The organism is Rhodococcus sp. BH4, assembly GCF_002079265.1.
GTDB lineage: Bacteria > Actinomycetota > Actinomycetes > Mycobacteriales > Mycobacteriaceae > Rhodococcus_F > Rhodococcus_F qingshengii.
Window position 1 is genome coordinate 2304130 of the sequence record NZ_CP014941.1, and the last position, 16824, is coordinate 2320953.

The window sequence follows — 16824 nt, forward strand, 5'->3', positions numbered from 1 at the left end:
GTTAGCTGACCTACTGGAATACTGGCGGGTATGACTTCTCTTCCGAGCCGTTACGTTGCCCTCGGTGACTCGTTCACCGAGGGCGTCGGCGACGCCGACGAACGATTCCCCAACGGACTGCGCGGGTGGGCAGACCGAGTGGCCGAGCAGCTGGCGGTGAACAATCCCGACTTCCGCTACGCCAACCTGGCGATTCGTGGTCGCCTACTCGGACCGATCATCGACGAGCAGTTGGAACCCGCTCTGGCGTTGAAGCCCGATCTGGTGACCATCTACGCCGGCGGAAACGACATGATGCGTCCGAAGCTCGACATCGATGCGATGGTCGCCCGCTACGATTCGGCAATCGGTCAGCTCACTGCATCCGGCGCTCGGGTTCTGATGTTCACCGCGTACGACACCGGATGGTCCGCCTTCTTCGGCAAGCTCCGCGGACGTCTGGCGATCTACAACGAGCTTGTTCGCGAGGTGGCCGACCGCCACGACGCGACCCTCGTCGACTTCTGGCGATTCTCCGAATATCAGGACCTTCGGATGTGGGACTGGGATCGCCTCCACATGTCGCCCTCCGGGCACGAGAACATGGCGACGCGTGTGCTCGACGTGCTCGGCGTCGAACACGGATTGACCCCGCCCGATCTCGGGCCTGCGCCGGTTCTCACGAAAGCCGAAACTCGTCGCGAGGATCGTCAATGGGCGCGAGAGTTCTTGGTGCCGTGGGTAGCTCGGCGCGTGAAGGGAACATCTTCGGGCGACGGCGTGAGCGCCAAGCAGCCCCAGCTTTCTCCGATTCAGTCCTGATTCTTGCGCTGACGGGCGAGCGCGACCAGGTGGTCGATGGTCTCGCGTTCCGCTGTAGGTGGGAGCGCGTCCACCGGCCACCATCTGAGGTCGGTGGACTCTGCGCTGCGGACGATATGTGAATTGTCCGGCGCCACAACAAGAAACCGTAGATCGAGATGGCGAGTCGGTACTCCGAGTGAGCACGTGATCGGATGCGTGTGGGCGGAGAGTAGGTCCGCGTCTATCCGAACGTCGTGAATTCCGGACTCCTCGCGAGCTTCCCGCAATGCCGCATCTACCACCGTCTCGTCGTCGGTCTCGCAGTGGCCGCCGAGCTGAATCCACCTGCCCACCTTGGGATGCAGGGTCAGCAAGACGTGGCAGCCACTCTCGTCGAGAACGAGAGACGACGCGGTGATGTGTCCCGGTGCGTGGCGACGAAGGCAGCCGTCCGGAGCCGAATCGAGGAACGCGAGCATCGTGTGCCGCAATGATTCGTCCGCTTCGGAGGACGTCTCCCAGCCCTCCAGGACGCCCTTGGCGGAGGCGTGCAGCGATTCGGCTGACATGGACCTACAGCTCCACCAACGCGTCCCCGGGGGCGGAGACAGAGCGCGGAGTCAGTGGTTCGAGGGGGTGCCCGATTGCGATGGCACCGAGTGGCTGCCAATCCGCCGGGAGATCGAGTTGTTCGCGTACGAGATCGGCGGCGAAGATCGTCGATCCGATCCAGCAGCTTCCCACGCCGCGGGTGGCCAACGAGACCAGCAGTCCCTGCACTGCCGCGCCGGCGGCGACCGTGAACATCGTCGACTCCGCCGCGGTTCGTCCGGCATCCGGATAACTGTGTGCGCCATCGGGCACGCAGAAGGGAATGACGACCTCGGGGGCGTCGAACAGGATGTTTCCGCGGGCAACCCGGGCCTCGACGGATTCGTCACTGCGACCGTCGGCGCGAAGATCGGCGGCCCACTTCTCGCGCATCTGCTCGAGAAGAGCCGTGCGGACCGACTCCGTGCGTAGCCACACGAATCGAACCGGTCTCGTGTGGTGCGGTGCGGGAGCGGTGAGTGCCTCGGCGATCGAGCTGCGAATGATCTCCGCGTCGACGGGATCACTTGCGAACTGTCGGACCGATCGACGCAACAGCAGCGCCTGGCCACGGCCCATCGCCGTAGCTTCCTCGGTGCCCAGCCAGAACAGATCGTCCGGGCCGCGGCGAATCAGATCCTGGCCACTCGAACCGTCGTCCTCGAACCGAAGCCCACGAACGACGGCGATGGGAACGCCGCCCAGCTTGCCCTTGACCAAGTCGCCCGCAGCGGCGATTTCGTCCGCGATCGCGATCTCGGTGACGATCAGATCGTTGCCCTGACTGTCCTGTGCTCCGAGGTAGCCGTGCAGGACCGGAATGCCGGAGGAACCGATTGCGGCGTCGGTCTGCCCGTTGCGCCACGCACGACCCATCGTGTCGGTGACGACGACGGCGACGGACTTGCCCGTGCTCTCGAGAATTCGGGCGCGCAGACCCGCAGCGCTCGCATCCGGATCCACGGGGAGTAGCGCCAATTCGGCACCGTCGACGTTGGAGCCGTCGATGCCCGATGCGGCCTGCACGATTCCGAGTTTGTTCTCGGTGATCAGAGTGCGGCCCTTGCGTGCCACGACGCGGACGGCTTCCTGATCCACCAGGAGGCGTCGTGCCGCGTCGCGCTCTTCCGGATCGGTCGGTGAGGAAACGATGCGACCCTCGACTTTGGAGAACACCTTGCTCGTGACGACAACGACGTCGCCGCTCTCGAGCCACGGCGTCGCGTCGACGACAGCTGTGGCCAAGTCGTCTCCGGGCCGGAACTCGGGAAGCCCGAGCACGGGAATGACTTCGATTGCGGCGCCGGGGGAGTGATCACCGGGAGAGTGATTTCTGTCGCGGCTTGCTTCGGTTCCGGGCTCGGTCACAGTTCGACTCCGGCGATCTCGAAAGCCGTGCGAACCATTTTGGCGGTCTCTTCGGGGGACGTCATCAAAAGTGGGATGCTTCGCACGTCCACCCCGTCGATGTCGGCCGTGTCACCTTCGTCGACGAGCCAGCCGTCGAGAATGCCGTTGATCGAACGAGCTCCGTAGTGGCGACCGATCGCCTCCGAAGTCGTCTCGACCCCGATCACCTCGAGGCACTCGTCAGCCATGCCGCGCAACGGTTTTCCGCCGATGACGGGGGAGAGGCCGACAACCTTGGCCGCGGTTGTTCGCAGGGCACCGCGAATGCCGGGCACCGCGAGGATTGCGCCGACGCTCACGACGGGATTGGACGGTGCGATCAGCACGATGTCGGCACCGTCGATCGCCTCGACCACCCCTGGCGCGGGCTTGGCCTGCTCGGCGCCGACGTGAGCGAAGCTGTGCGTTTCCACCTGTGCCCGATGGCGTACCCACCACTCCTGGAAATGAATCGCCTTCTGCTCACCGTCTTCCGGATCGGTGATCACGACGTGTGTTTCGCTGCGGTCGTCGCTCACGGGAAGCAGTGCGACACCGGGATTCCAGCGATTGCACAACGCTTCGGTGATCGCGGACAACGGATATCCCGTGCGGAGCATCTGGCTGCGAATCAAATGCGTTGCGATATCGCGATCTCCGAGGCCGAACCAGTCCGGCTTCGCGCCGTACGCGGCGAGTTCTTCTTTCGCATTCCAGGTTTCGCCGGCGTGCCCCCACCCGCGTTCGGTGTCGATGCCGCCGCCGAGTGTGTACATACAAGTGTCCAGATCGGGGCAGATGCGCAGACCGTGCATCCACACGTCGTCCCCGACGTTGACGACGGCCGTGATGCGATGTGGGCCTTCGTATTTCTCGAGGGATTCACCACCGGCGATTCCGAGCGCGTTTTGAACACCTTGAAGGAAACGGGCCCCGCCGACGCCGCCAACCAATACAGTCACGTTCACGACAACAGAGCCTAGGCGGTCGGCGCGTCGTCGTGTCTGGCGGGCAGAAGGTCCCGTCAATTGAGGGCCGGAATACTAATGGATTCATCTCGTTTAGCTTGACCGCGACACGCTGGACGTGTGTAATCTCAAATGTGTCATTCCAACCGCTACTTGTGAGTTCACTTGCAGCGGGGCCAATTTCGAACACAGTTTCGAACGGTCGACGGGGTGGGGTTGAAGATGGAGTGAAAATTCTGCGCTATTACAGGTGAGGAGGCGGAACGATGCCCAATGAAAATGTCGAGATCAGTTCTCTCGCAATGACAGTAAGCGACGAACCGCAGACCGATTCCCGAGCAGGCGCAGCAGAAGGTGCCTGCAGCAGTGAGTTCGACGGTATGAGTACTCGGCCAGTGCTGAGTCTCGTCACCGGCTTCGAAGAATTGTTCGACACCATCGAGGATCAGTGGCAGGAGCGTGCTCTCTGCGCGCAGACCGATCCCGAAGCGTTCTTTCCTGAAAAGGGAGGATCGACGAGGGAAGCAAAACGGATCTGCCTCGGTTGTGAAGTTCGTGACGAGTGCCTCGAGTACGCGCTCGCGAACGACGAACGGTTCGGAATCTGGGGAGGGTTGTCCGAGCGCGAGCGTCGGCGACTCAAGCGGGGGATCATCTGATCTGCTGCTGAATCGGTTCTGTCAGCGTCGGGGCTGACGGGCGGTCTTCGAAAGTCTGACCTGCAACGGGGAATTGCAGGTCAAGCAACGACTGTTTTGTTCTTCGTGTGGATTTACTTCTTCGTGTGACATCAGTTTTTTCGTCTGACAGTGCGTCAGTCCTCGTCGGGCAGTATCAGTCCTCGTCGGGCAGCGTGGGGTCGATGACCTGTGGGTCGACGCCCAGATACGTGCCGACTTGATGGACCAACACGTCGTGCACCAGATCCGTGAGTTCTTCCGGATCCTTCGCTCGCTGCTCCAATGGGCGGCGAAACAGCACAATTCTTGCGCGAGTCGTATTTCCGTGACGGTCGATTCCGGCCGGAATCAGTCGTGACAGTGGAACCGGGCCGTCTGCGATGACCTCCGGCGGCCATGTGACGGACTCCGGATCGTGCGCGTGAATCTTCGGAACTTCGTCCACTGCGATGTCGAGTTTCGTCAGCCGGTCGTGCCATGCGAGGTCGACGGGAGAGAAGGCGTCGAGCACCAGGAGATCGAACTTCTCCGCGCGGGTACGCCTGGCGGGCACCTCCGGGGGAAGTAGCGGTCCGCGCAGGCCACGGCCGTGTCGCTCGATGGAACGAGTAGTGACCGAGCGTCGGCGGCGGGCTTGTGGCATGGCGCCAGATTACGACAGGAGAAACTGCTCGGTGTGTCCGAGTAGGTTCCGGACGTGGGGAGGGCTAGGCTCCGTACCTGTGAGATCTCTGCGTCGCTGCTGCCGCCCCGGGTGCAAGAACCCCGCCGTCGCGACGCTTACGTATGTCTACTCGGACTCCACTGCGGTTGTCGGGCCGCTGGCAACCGTCGCCGAGCCCCATTCATGGGATTTGTGTGACACTCACGGCTCTCGAATCACCGCCCCCAAGGGGTGGGAACTCGTCCGCCACGAAGGCGGATTCGCGTCGAGTACTCCCGACGAAGACGATCTGACCGCTTTGGCTGAAGCTGTACGTGAGGCCGGTCTCGGAGATCGCAGCAAGTCCAACGTCGATGCAGATGAGGACATACGTCCCGCAGCTCCGAGTACTGCCCGTACAGGGCGTCGTGGACACCTACGCGTTCTGCCCGACCCGTCCAACTGACGCGAGATTCGTCGCCGTAGACGCTAGGCTCGACCGAGTACTTCCACACCCGAGTACTGCGAATCTCCGGACGCCATGCGCCCGGACGTTCCCGTCTGTGAGGGTGCATGCACAAGGAGAGTTTTCAGTGGGGCGAACAGCCGAGTCGGTTGCTGCAATCATCAAGGCGTACGACGTACGCGGTGTGGTCGGTGAGCAGATCGACGAAGATTTTGTCCGCGACGTCGGTGCGTCGTTCGCCCGCCTGGTCCGCGACGAGGCCGGCGCCGCCACGACGGTTGTGATCGGCTACGACATGCGCGCATCGTCGCCCACACTGTCTTCGGCTTTCGGTGACGGCGTGCTTGCTCAAGGGCTCGACGTCGTCTACATCGGATTGGCGTCGACCGACGAGCTCTACTTTGCATCCGGTTTGCTGAACTGCCCGGGCGCGATGTTCACGGCGAGCCACAATCCCGCCAAGTACAACGGCATCAAGATGTGTCGGGCCGGCGCCAAGCCGGTCGGTCAGGACACCGGCCTCGCAGTCATCTCCGCCGAGGTCGTCTCGGGTGTTCCCGCGTACGACGGACCGGCAGGCACCGCCAGCACCAAGGACGTCCTCGAGGAATACGCGAGCTACCTCCGCGGATTGGTCGACCTGGCGGCGTTGCGCCCGCTGAAGGTCGCAGTCGATGCAGGCAACGGTATGGGCGGCCATACCGCGCCGGCCGTATTCGGGCCGATGCCCCTCGACGTCCTGCCGCTCTACTTCGAGCTCGACGGCACGTTCCCCAACCACGAAGCCAATCCGCTCGATCCGGCCAACCTCGTCGACCTGCAGGCCTACGTGCGCGAAACCGGAGCGGACATCGGCTTGGCGTTCGACGGTGACGCGGACCGTTGCTTCGTCGTAGACGAGAAGGGCGACCCGGTCTCGCCGTCCGCGGTGACGGCACTTGTCGCCAAGCGCGAACTCGCGAAGGAACCGGGCGCGTCGATCATCCACAACCTGATCACGTCACGGGCAGTGCCCGAACTGGTCGAAGAACTCGGCGGCGTCGCTATTCGTACCCGAGTCGGCCACTCGTTCATCAAGCAGGAGATGGCCGAGACCGGTGCCGTGTTCGGCGGCGAGCACTCCGCTCACTACTACTTCCGCGACTTCTGGGGCGCCGACTCCGGCATGCTCGCGGCGCTGCACGTACTCGCCGCACTGGGCGAGCAGGATCGTCCGCTCTCCGAGTTGATGGCGGAGTACACCCGCTACGCGGCCTCGGGCGAGATCAACTCCACCGTGGCTGACGCGGCAGATCGTACGGCCGCTGTACTGGCGGCATTTGCCGACCGCACCGAGTCGGTGGATCGCCTCGACGGTGTCACGGTCAGTCTCGAGGGAAATGCCTGGTTCAACTTGCGCGCGTCCAACACCGAACCACTGCTGCGACTCAACGTCGAAGCACCCACGTCCGCCGATGTCGACGCATTGGTGAACGAAATTCTGGCGATCGTCCGGGCTTGAATCCGAGTCTGATCGGTTTGTCGGTGAGCCGAAGCCCTGGGATAGTTGGGGGACCATCTCAGGAACCACGGCCTCGGGAACGAGGGCTTTGCCACCACGGACCGCGTGGAGCTGGAATGCTGGATGGTGCGGGAACTGCCAACGGAGAAGGGGGTGCGGTGAGATGACAGCGCCGATGCCGCTTCTCGACCTCGACGACAGCGAGGGTTTGTCAGCTGCCGATTCGGAAGGGCTACTGCGGTCTGTAGCCATGGGCGGCGCACAGATTCGGGCCACCGCGTCGGCCGTCGGTGAGGGTGTGATCTCCCGATTGGCCGGTCTGCGTCCGCGCAGCGTCGTACTCATCGCCGGCGCGGGTGGCGCCCGGCACGGAGCCAGGATCGCGCTTGCTCTCGTCGGAGATTCGGTCGGTTGCCCGCTCCTCGTACTCGACCGGACGCCGTCGTGGGCCGGGCCGTTGGACGTGATCGTCGTCGCCGGTGACGATGCCGGTGATCCACGCCTCGTCGAATCCGTTGACAGTGCCGTACGCCGCGGCGCCGAGGTTGTTGTCGCCGTTCCCGACGAGGGGCCCATGCGAGCCGTGGCGGCCGGGCGCACCATGCCCTTGCCGCCGCGGCTCTACGCTTCGCCCCGGCACACGATGACGCGGTTCCTCGCCGTCTTCCTCGCGGTTGCCGCCGAGATCGAGGGCAAGGGATCGATCGAGGACCGTTCGGCGGTGCTCGGTCGAATCGCCGACGCAGTTGATGCGGAGGCGCTGCGGGACGGACCGGCCAACGAGGTATTCCACAACCCGGCCAAGTCGTTGGCCACCAGGATGAGCGGCCGGCGAGTCGTTCTGTGTGGAAGTGGTTCCGTGACAACAGCACTCGCAGAGTTCTCGAGCGTTGCGCTGATGAGCTCCGGCCTGAACGCCGCTGCCGCCGAGATGTCCGAGGTGATTCGTTCGGCGCGTGCACTGTTCGCGCCGGACGCAGCTTCACGTGATTCGGTGTTCCACGACCCCTTCTTTCACGATCCGCAACTCGACGGCGCGCTGCCGACCCCGCCGGTGCGGGCGTTCGTCTTCGCGACCGAATCCACGCGCGGGGAGGCGAGGCGCCGGATGGACGCACTGGCTGACGCCGACCTGGTGGTTGCGGCAGACGAAGACCAGACCAACGTGGTCATATCGGAGATGGAGCAGGTATTCGTGTTGGCGTCTCGAGTAGACATGGCCGCGGCGTACGTGCAGTTGACAGGCGGTGCGAAGTAAGTGCGTGAACTCGAAGGTGCACTTCGTTCTTACGCGTGGGGCTCGCGAACGGCAATTGCCGAACTACGCGGTCTTTCGACTCCGTCGAATCATCCCGAAGCGGAATTGTGGTTGGGCGCGCACCCGGGTGACCCGGCGCGCGTGATCACCGAATCCGGAAGCGAGTCGTTGCTCGAGGTCCTGCACCGCGAACCCGAACGCGAACTCGGCCGTGAGAACCTCGAGGCATTCGGTGAGCGACTCCCATTCCTGCTCAAGCTGCTTGCGGCGGAAGAACCGCTGTCGCTTCAAGCGCACCCCAGCGCCGTTCAAGCCGACGAGGGTTTTCGTCGTGAGAACGCACTCGGCGTTCCCATGGAATCGCCGATTCGCAACTACAAGGACGGCAGCCACAAGCCCGAACTCGTTGTCGCGCTCAGCAGATTCGAAGCGCTTGCCGGATTCCGCGAGCCGACGCGGACTGTCAAACTGCTGCGCGCTCTGGCCGTCGACGAGTTGGAGCCGTACATCGGTCTGCTCGAAGGCCAACCCGATTCCGACGGACTGCGGGCGTTGTTCACGACATGGATCACGCTGCCGTCCACGGTGCTCGGGACCTTGCTCCCTGCCGTACTTGCCGGGTGCATCACCTACGTCGCGCACCACGACGCCGAATTCGTGACCGAGATCCGCACCGCGCTGGAATTGAGCGAGGCGTACCCCGGCGACGCCGGTGTTCTGGCGGCACTGCTGCTCAACCGCGTCACCCTCGAGCCCGGCCAAGGACTGTTTCTCGCTGCCGGCAATCTCCACGCGTATCTCCATGGACTCGCGGTCGAGATCATGGCCAACTCCGACAACGTTCTGCGTGGTGGGCTGACACCGAAGCACGTCGACGTGCCCGAATTGCTGAGGGTTCTGGACTTCGTCGGGGCCGATATCGAAGTGCTCGATCCGGCCCCGTCATCTGGATCAGGTCAGTCAGGATCAGGTAGATACGAGTACGTCACGCCGGCGCCCGAATTTCGTTTGACGCGTCTGGAGTTCGACGCTAATTCCACGGACATCGTCGTCGACGCTTCAGGCCCGCGGATTCTGATCTGCACCGACGGCGCGGTCACTGCGACGTGCGGCACTGACACTCTCTACCTCGATCGAGGCCGAGCGGCGTGGATCGCTGCCGACGAGCCTGCGATACACCTGAGCACACGGACCCCGACTGCGCAGGTTTTCAGTGCCGTAGTCGGAAACTAGGAGACATTGTGTCGGCTCATGGTGGCAAGAAGGCAATTCTGGCGGCCCTCGGAGCCAATGCCGGAATTGCCGTAGCCAAGTTCGCCGGATTCTTGATCACCGGATCGTCGTCGATGCTCGCCGAATCGGTGCACTCGGTGGCCGACACGTCCAATCAGGGTTTGCTGCTCCTGGGGCAGAAGAAGGCAGAACGTGACGCGGATCAACTGCACCCGTTCGGCTACGGGCGCAACCGATACTTCTATTCGTTCGTCGTTGCACTGGTGCTCTTCACCCTCGGTTCGCTGTTCGCGATTTACGAGGGCATTCACAAGATTCAGCATCCGGAAGAACTCAATTCGGCTTTCGTGGCAATCGCGATCCTGTTCATCGCGATCTGCCTGGAGGGCTACAGCTTCCGGACCGCAGCGAAGGAATCACGACCGCTCAAGGGAAATGCGTCGTGGTGGAACTTCATCCGAACCTCTCGTAGCCCGGAACTCCCGGTTGTGCTGCTCGAGGACACCGGCGCATTGATCGGTCTCGTCCTTGCACTCGGCGGCGTCGGTCTCACGATGGTGACCGGAAATCCGGTCTTCGACGGCATCGGAACTCTGTGCATCGGTGTCCTGCTCGGCATCATCGCGGTCATTCTGATCATCGAAATGCAGTCGCTGCTGATCGGTGAGGGCGCAACGGCGGTGGAGACCGAACTGATCCTCAACGCCCTGGTCGACGGAACTCGTATCGAACGCGTCATTCATTGCAAGACGCAGTACCTCGGTCCCGAGGAGATCCTTGTTGCTGCCAAGGTTGCGGTGCCGATCGGATCGACGATCTCGGACGTGGCGACGGCGATCGACGAGGCCGAGTCTCGCGTGCGCGCTGCAGTGCCTGCGGCGCGGGTGATCTACCTCGAGCCGGACCTGGATCGTCTCAGCGCAGGAGATCGCCCTGAAACAGATCTACAGGCTCCCGACAAACCCTGAACAAAGCTGCGCCTGCAGGCTTAGGCTGATGCCATCTCTCTACTTGCCCATGGTGGGACCTGCTGGTCCCCAGCAAGGAGGCGGCAATGGCTGTCAAGGACGAGCAGGCCGGATCTGGACGGTCGAAGCTGTTTCGAACCAAATCGATCGAGCAGTCCATCAAGGACACCGACGAGCCGGAAACCAAACTCCGGAAAGAACTGAACTCGTGGGATCTCACGGTGTTCGGTGTCGCAGTCGTCATCGGTGCGGGCATCTTCACACTCACGGCTCGGACGGCGGGAAATGTCGCCGGGCCGTCGGTCTCGCTCGCGTTCGTCATTGCCGCCATCGCCTGCGGACTGGCAGCGCTGTGTTACGCCGAATTCGCGTCGACGGTCCCGGTTGCCGGTAGCGCGTACACGTTCTCGTACGCGACGTTCGGCGAATTCGTCGCCTGGATCATCGGCTGGGATCTCATCCTCGAATTCGCCTTGGCGTCTTCGGTGGTCGCCAAAGGCTGGTCGCTGTACCTCGGCGAAGTGATGGGCTCACGCAGCCCGATCGTCGAGTTGGGGCCGATATCCTTCGACTGGGGTGCGGTGCTGGTGATCGCTGTCATCACGATCCTGCTCGCGACCGGCACAAAACTCTCGTCGAGGGTGTCACTGGTGATCACGGCGATCAAGGTCGCGGTGGTGTTGCTGGTGATCATCGTCGGTCTGTTCTACATCGACACCGACAACTACTCGCCGTACATTCCGCCGTCGGAGCCGGGCTCGACGGGCGAGGGCATCCACCAGTCGTTGTTCTCGTACGTGACCGGGGCCGGTGGCAGCACGTTCGGGTGGTACGGATTGCTCGCGGCAGCCAGTCTGGTGTTCTTCGCGTTCATCGGCTTCGATGTCGTCGCCACGACGGCGGAGGAGGCGAAGGAGCCGCAGAAGGCGCTGCCACGCGGCATCCTGGGTTCTCTCCTGATCGTCACGGTTCTGTACGTGGCGGTGACACTGGTGCTGACGGGGATGGTGAAATACACCGAGCTCGAGGGCGATACCTCCAACCTGGCAACGGCATTCGCTTTCCACGACATCACGTGGGCGAAAAACGTCATCTCGTTCGGCGCTTTGGCCGGTCTCACGACAGTGGTGATGGTGCTGATGCTCGGGCAGACCAGGGTGCTCTTCGCGATGGCACGCGACGGTCTGATGCCACGACGCCTGGCACCGACCGGCAAGCACGGAACCCCTGTGCGGATCACGATCTTGGTCGGCGTCGTGGTCGCGGTGCTCGCCGGCGTTTTTCCGATCGGCACCCTCGAGGAAATGGTCAACATCGGCACACTGTTCGCTTTTGTTCTCGTCTCGATCGGGGTTCTCGTGCTCCGTCGGACGCGTCCCGACCTACCTCGCGGATTCAGGGTGCCGCTGGTCCCGCTGGTCCCGATTCTGGCCGTCCTCGCGTGTCTGTGGCTGATGTTCAACCTGTCGGTGGAGACCTGGATGAGGTTCGTGGTCTGGATGGCCCTCGGCGTTGTCATCTATTTTGCCTACAGCAGACAGCATTCGATGATCGGGAAGCGTGAACGCGGCGAAATCGAGTAGATGTACAAAGTTTATGATTTGTCTATCACTTGTACAAAATCAGTAGTACTGTCTACCTCATAGTGAACTGACTCACAGTTTTCGGGTCGGTCCGAATCGAGGAGGTAGACCGTGTCGACGCACGTGGACTCGCAATCCGGCCAGACGCTCCCGCCCGAGCAGTGGCGTGACAAGAAGAGATACCTCTGGCTGCTCGGCCTCGTGCCGCCGACGGCGGTCTTCATCGCCGTCGGATTGGTCGCGTTGTTCAACAGTCTCGGATGGAATGCGGTCTCGCCGGTGTGGTGGTGGATCGGGCCGCTTCTCGTCTACATCCTGCTCCCGATCCTCGACGTCTTCTTCGGCCCGGACGGCGAGAATCCGCCGGACGAAGTGATGGAGCGCCTCGAGAACGACAAGTACTACCGGTATTGCACCTACATCTACATACCGTTCCAGTTGGTCAGCCTGGTCCTGGCCTGCTACCTCTGGTCGGCGACCGATCTGTCCTGGCTCGGAATCGACGGGGGACTTGGGCTGATCTCCAAGATCGGTCTGGCGATCAGTATCGGTTGTGTCGCAGGAATCGGGATCAACACCGCACACGAGCTCGGTCACAAGAAGGACGATCTCGAACGCTGGTTGTCGAAGATCACTCTGGCGCAGTCGTTTTACGGCCACTTCTACATCGAGCACAATCGTGGACACCACGTGCGCGTCGCCACGCCCGAGGATCCGGCGTCGTCTCGCTTCGGTGAGAGCTTCTGGACCTTCCTGCCGCGCAGTGTGTGGGGATCTCTGCGCTCGTCGTGGTCCCTGGAAAAGGCCAGACTCGATCGACTGGGTAAGAAGCCGTGGACAATTCGCAACGACGTCCTGCATTCGTGGTTGATGTCCGTCGTACTGTTCGGTGTCCTCGTCGCCGTCTTCGGCCTCTCGGTACTGCCGTTCCTGGTGCTGCAGGCCGTGTTCGGATTCTGTCTGCTCGAAACCGTCAACTACCTCGAACATTACGGACTGAAGCGTCGTCGTCTGGACAGCGGGCGGTACGAGCGTGCAGCACCGGAGCACAGTTGGAACAGTGATCACATCTGCACCAACATCTTCCTGTATCACCTCCAGCGTCACAGCGATCATCACGCGAACCCGACGCGTCGTTATCAGACGCTTCGAAGCATGGACGGTGCGCCCAACCTGCCCAGTGGGTACGCGAGCATGATCATCCTCGCCTACGTTCCACCGCTGTGGCGAAAAGTGATGGATCCCAAAGTCCTTGCGCACTACGGCGGCGACATCACCCGCGTCAACGTTCAGCCGTCCAAGCGTGATCGCATCCTTGCTCGGTACGGAGCAGCGTGATGAGCAGCTATCGATGCCCGGTGTGTGAATACGTCTACGACGAATCGAAGGGTGCACCACGAGAAGGGTTTCCGGCGGGCACGCCGTGGGATGCCGTGCCGGACGACTGGTGCTGTCCGGACTGCGGCGTGAGGGAAAAGCTGGACTTCGAGCCGATGCCGGCAACGGCGGGGAGTGAATCATGAACGACTACAAGCTGTATCAGTGCGCGCAATGCGGCTTCGAGTACGACGAGGCGGTCGGCTGGCCGGAGGACGGTATCGAACCGGGCACTCGCTGGGACGACATTCCCGAAGACTGGAGTTGCCCGGACTGCGGGGCGGCGAAGAGCGACTTCTTCATGGTTGAGGTCGAACGACGGTGAGATGCGTCGGCGTCGAACGGACCTAGGTGCGGCGGTAGTGTCGTCACCATGACTTCGACGCCCACTCGTCTGCCGCAGAAAGAAGCGTCGCGCCTGCTGCTGCGTACGTCGGTGCTCGATTCGATGCGTGAGTTGTTGACCGAGCGCGACTGGTCCGAGGTGACGCTGACGGTTCTGGCCAAGCATGCCGGTGTGAGTCGTCAGACGCTCTACAACGAGTTCGGCTCGAGGCAAGGGCTTGCCGAGGCGTACGCGCTTCGCCTTGCTGACGGCTTCGTCGACGCGGTGGACGAGGCCATGGTGGCGAACGACGGACGTGCAGTCGAGGCATTGACGGCGGGTTTCGGATCGTTTTTCGCCTCCAGTGCAACCGACCCGTTGGTGATCTCTCTGCTCACCGGTGAGGCCAAGCCGGACCTGCTTCGCCTGATCACCACCGACAGTGCGGTCATCATCGAGCGCGCGTCGTCGCGGCTTGCGGAGAGTTTCCAGCGAGGGTGGATTCAGGCGTCACCCGCCGACGCCGGAATTCTGGCCAGGGCGATTGCGCGTCTCGGGCTGAGCTACATTTCGATGCCGCCGGAGTCCGAGGCTTCGGTGGCGGAGGATCTGGGCATACTGCTCGGGCCGTTCATCGACGTGGCGCGCGAGGGCCGCGCAGTAGAGGGGCGGGCGGGAGAGGGCGTCTAACCGATAGCCTGGTACACCGATAGGCTTGTGCAGAGTATGCACGTCAACCAGGAGAGGCAGATGACGACCTCAGTTTCAACAACGCCCGTGGCCGAGAGCCGTAACGGCATCGACTTCAAAGTTGCAGATCTTTCGCTCGCGGAGTTCGGTCGCAAGGAAATCCGTCTGGCAGAGCACGAGATGCCCGGCCTCATGGCGCTTCGTCGCGAATACGCAGAGGTGTTGCCGCTCAAGGGCGCTCGCGTTTCCGGCTCGCTGCACATGACCATTCAGACCGCGGTGCTGATCGAGACGCTGACCGCGCTCGGCGCCGAGGTCCGCTGGGCTTCATGCAACATCTTCTCCACGCAGGATCACGCTGCCGCCGCCATCGTCGTCGGTCCGCACGGCACCCCGGAAGAGCCCAAGGGCGTTCCGGTTTTCGCCTGGAAGGGTGAAACCCTCGAAGAGTACTGGTGGGCAGCCGAGCAGATGCTGACCTGGCCGGGTGAGCCTGCCAACATGATTCTCGACGATGGCGGCGACGCCACCATGCTGGTGCTCAAGGGCGCACAGTTCGAGAAGGCCGGCGTCGTCCCGCCGACGGACGACGACCAGGATTCCGACGAGTACAAGGTCTTCCTTGCACTTCTGCGTCAGTCCCTCGAGTCCGACAAGGGCAAGTGGACGGCAATCGCCGAGTCCGTCCAGGGCGTCACCGAGGAGACCACGACGGGCGTTCTGCGCCTGTACCAGGTTGCCGCTGCCGGTGAACTCACGTTCCCCGCTATCAACGTCAACGACTCGGTCACCAAGAGCAAGTTCGACAACAAGTACGGCACGCGCCACTCGCTGCTCGACGGCATCAACCGCGGCACCGACGTTCTGATCGGCGGCAAGGCTGCGCTGGTCTGCGGTTACGGAGACGTCGGCAAGGGTTGTGCCGAGGCACTTCGCGGCCAGGGCGCTCGCGTCGCGGTCACCGAGGTCGACCCCATCAACGCCCTGCAGGCGCTCATGGACGGCTTCGAGGTCAAGACAGTCGAGCAGGCCATCGGCTGGGCCGACATCGTGATCACGTCCACCGGTAACAAGGACATCATCACGTTCGAGCACATGAAGGCCATGAAGCATCAGGCCATCCTGGGCAACATCGGTCACTTCGACAACGAGATCGACATGGCCGGCCTCGAGAAGTCCGGCGACGTCACGCGGATCAACATCAAGCCGCAGGTCGACGAGTTCACGTTCGCCGACGGCCACTCGATCATCGTGCTGTCCGAAGGCCGCCTGCTCAACCTCGGCAACGCGACGGGCCACCCGTCGTTCGTGATGAGCAACAGCTTCTCCAACCAGGTCATCGCGCAGATCGAACTGTGGACGAAGCCGGACGAGTACGACAACGAGGTCTACCGCCTCCCGAAGCACCTCGACGAGAAGGTCGCCAAGATCCACGTCGAGGCACTCGGTGGCACGCTGACCAAGCTCACGAAGGATCAGGCAGAGTACATCGGCGTCGACGTCGAAGGCCCGTACAAGCCCGAGCACTACCGCTACTGACCCGGTGATTCGTCGCTGAGGATGTAGCGTCCGCCGTCCCCCGGTCTGCGCAAGCAAGCCGGGGGATAGGCTTGTCCGCCGTGGGAACACTGGTGGCATTGGAAGGCCTCGACGGCGCTGGAAAGCGAACGTTGATCGGCAAAGTGGAGAGCGAACTCCGCCGCGGCGGCACGTCGATCGCGACTCTGGATTTTCCGCGGTACGGGAAGTCGATCCACGCAGATCTTGCTGCCGAGGCACTCAAAGGATCGCACGGAGACCTGGCTGAATCCGTGAACGCGATGGCAGTCCTGTTCGCCCTGGACCGCGCGGGTGCGGCGGATCGGATCTCGGACCTGTTGTCCGCCAACGACATTGTTCTCCTCGACCGCTACGTGGCGTCCAACGCCGCCTACAACGCGGCGCGCGCGCATCAGGGCGTGGACGGCGAGATGGTCGCCTGGGTCCGTGAATTGGAGTTGGGTCGACTCGCTCTTCCCGCTCCCGATCTGCAGTTGTACCTCGACGTGCCGGTAGCTCTGGCCGAGCAGCGTGCCCGCTCGCGTGAGGCCGAGGACGCGTCGCGTCAGCTCGACGCCTACGAGCGCGACGGCGGCCTGCAGGCCAGAACCGGTGAGCTTTACAAGCAGTTGGCAGCGACGGACTGGGTCTCGCCCTGGTGGATCGTGGGGCCGGAGACGGACCCGGGCGAACTGGCGCGCAGGCTCGCGGATTTCGCGTGATCGGTCACCCTTGCGGCCGGGATTCGAACTTTCCGGCACAGTAGAGGGAAAGACGCGGCACGCCGCACGGCCTCGTAACGGTCTGATTCATCGCTCCGAGATGCAACG

18 protein-coding genes are annotated in these 16824 nt (G+C 62.9%); 14 read left to right on the forward strand and 4 right to left on the reverse strand.

Features of this window, described 5'->3' with window-relative positions; genetic code table 11:
- Positions 1–30: 30 nt before the first annotated feature.
- The gene (locus A0W34_RS10685; RefSeq protein ID WP_003940765.1) at positions 31–801 is read left to right on the forward strand and encodes an SGNH/GDSL hydrolase family protein; all 771 of its coding nucleotides are present in this window, start codon (positions 31–33) and stop codon (positions 799–801) included.
- Here the strand turns inward: A0W34_RS10685 and A0W34_RS10690 are convergent.
- The 3 genes from A0W34_RS10690 to cofD are packed head-to-tail and all read right to left on the reverse strand — an operon-like array spanning position 792 to position 3731.
- Positions 792–1352 carry an NUDIX hydrolase gene (locus A0W34_RS10690; protein ID WP_081557661.1) on the reverse strand — a complete coding sequence of 187 codons (561 nt, stop codon included), beginning with the start codon at positions 1350–1352 and terminating at the stop codon, positions 792–794. The two genes, A0W34_RS10685 and A0W34_RS10690, sit on opposite strands and share 10 nt — an antisense overlap.
- A 4-nt stretch (positions 1353–1356) precedes the next feature.
- On the reverse strand, positions 1357–2742 hold the full coding sequence (locus A0W34_RS10695; RefSeq protein WP_054781918.1) for a coenzyme F420-0:L-glutamate ligase: 1386 nt from the start codon (positions 2740–2742) through the stop codon (positions 1357–1359).
- Entirely contained in the window at positions 2739–3731 is a 993-nt protein-coding gene (gene cofD / locus A0W34_RS10700; RefSeq protein ID WP_003940958.1) for a 2-phospho-L-lactate transferase, read from the reverse strand. The genes A0W34_RS10695 and cofD overlap by 4 nt, the downstream gene beginning before the upstream one ends.
- Before the next feature lie 380 nt (positions 3732–4111).
- Here cofD and A0W34_RS10705 point away from each other — a divergent pair, with 380 nt between their 5' ends.
- Positions 4112–4390, forward strand: a complete 279-nt coding sequence (locus A0W34_RS10705) for a WhiB family transcriptional regulator (protein WP_020907098.1) — start codon at positions 4112–4114, stop codon at positions 4388–4390.
- Between the two features lie 175 nt (positions 4391–4565).
- On the opposite strand, the gene A0W34_RS10710 is transcribed toward A0W34_RS10705, so the two are convergent.
- Positions 4566–5054 (reverse strand): metallopeptidase family protein, encoded by a 489-nt coding sequence (locus A0W34_RS10710; protein ID WP_003940797.1) that lies wholly within the window; start codon positions 5052–5054, stop codon positions 4566–4568.
- Between the two features lie 79 nt (positions 5055–5133).
- Here A0W34_RS10710 and A0W34_RS10715 point away from each other — a divergent pair, with 79 nt between their 5' ends.
- The 12 genes from A0W34_RS10715 (at position 5134) to A0W34_RS10770 (ending at position 16716) form a co-directional block, all read left to right on the forward strand.
- A complete protein-coding gene (locus tag A0W34_RS10715) occupies positions 5134–5520 on the forward strand; it encodes a DUF3499 domain-containing protein (protein ID WP_007731177.1) in 387 nt (128 codons plus the stop codon).
- A 127-nt stretch (positions 5521–5647) separates the two neighbouring features.
- Positions 5648–7021, forward strand: coding sequence for a phosphomannomutase/phosphoglucomutase (locus A0W34_RS10720; RefSeq protein WP_003941022.1), 1374 nt, complete (start codon positions 5648–5650; stop codon positions 7019–7021).
- Between the two features lie 163 nt (positions 7022–7184).
- Entirely contained in the window at positions 7185–8279 is a 1095-nt protein-coding gene (locus A0W34_RS10725) for a hypothetical protein (RefSeq protein ID WP_064688945.1), read from the forward strand.
- Positions 8280–9512 carry a mannose-6-phosphate isomerase, class I gene (gene manA / locus A0W34_RS10730; protein WP_064688946.1) on the forward strand — a complete coding sequence of 411 codons (1233 nt, stop codon included), beginning with the start codon at positions 8280–8282 and terminating at the stop codon, positions 9510–9512.
- An 8-nt stretch (positions 9513–9520) separates the two neighbouring features.
- Positions 9521–10480 carry a cation diffusion facilitator family transporter gene (locus A0W34_RS10735; RefSeq protein WP_064688947.1) on the forward strand — a complete coding sequence of 320 codons (960 nt, stop codon included), beginning with the start codon at positions 9521–9523 and terminating at the stop codon, positions 10478–10480.
- An 86-nt stretch (positions 10481–10566) separates the two neighbouring features.
- Complete coding sequence (locus A0W34_RS10740; RefSeq protein WP_030535015.1) at positions 10567–12063, forward strand: amino acid permease; 1497 nt, start codon at positions 10567–10569, stop codon at positions 12061–12063.
- 111 nt (positions 12064–12174) lie between these two features.
- Positions 12175–13401 (forward strand): alkane 1-monooxygenase, encoded by a 1227-nt coding sequence (locus A0W34_RS10745; protein WP_054781789.1) that lies wholly within the window; start codon positions 12175–12177, stop codon positions 13399–13401.
- Complete coding sequence (locus tag A0W34_RS10750; protein WP_003940827.1) at positions 13401–13586, forward strand: rubredoxin; 186 nt, start codon at positions 13401–13403, stop codon at positions 13584–13586. The genes A0W34_RS10745 and A0W34_RS10750 overlap by 1 nt, the downstream gene beginning before the upstream one ends.
- Positions 13583–13765, forward strand: coding sequence for a rubredoxin (locus A0W34_RS10755; protein WP_003940894.1), 183 nt, complete (start codon positions 13583–13585; stop codon positions 13763–13765). The genes A0W34_RS10750 and A0W34_RS10755 overlap by 4 nt, the downstream gene beginning before the upstream one ends.
- Before the next feature lie 48 nt (positions 13766–13813).
- On the forward strand, positions 13814–14455 hold the full coding sequence (locus tag A0W34_RS10760) for a TetR family transcriptional regulator (protein ID WP_003941024.1): 642 nt from the start codon (positions 13814–13816) through the stop codon (positions 14453–14455).
- A gap of 60 nt (positions 14456–14515) precedes the next feature.
- The gene (gene ahcY, locus A0W34_RS10765; protein ID WP_003940766.1) at positions 14516–15994 is read left to right on the forward strand and encodes an adenosylhomocysteinase; all 1479 of its coding nucleotides are present in this window, start codon (positions 14516–14518) and stop codon (positions 15992–15994) included.
- An 80-nt stretch (positions 15995–16074) separates the two neighbouring features.
- Positions 16075–16716 (forward strand): dTMP kinase, encoded by a 642-nt coding sequence (locus A0W34_RS10770; protein WP_007731190.1) that lies wholly within the window; start codon positions 16075–16077, stop codon positions 16714–16716.
- The last annotated feature ends 108 nt before the right edge of the window (positions 16717–16824 follow it).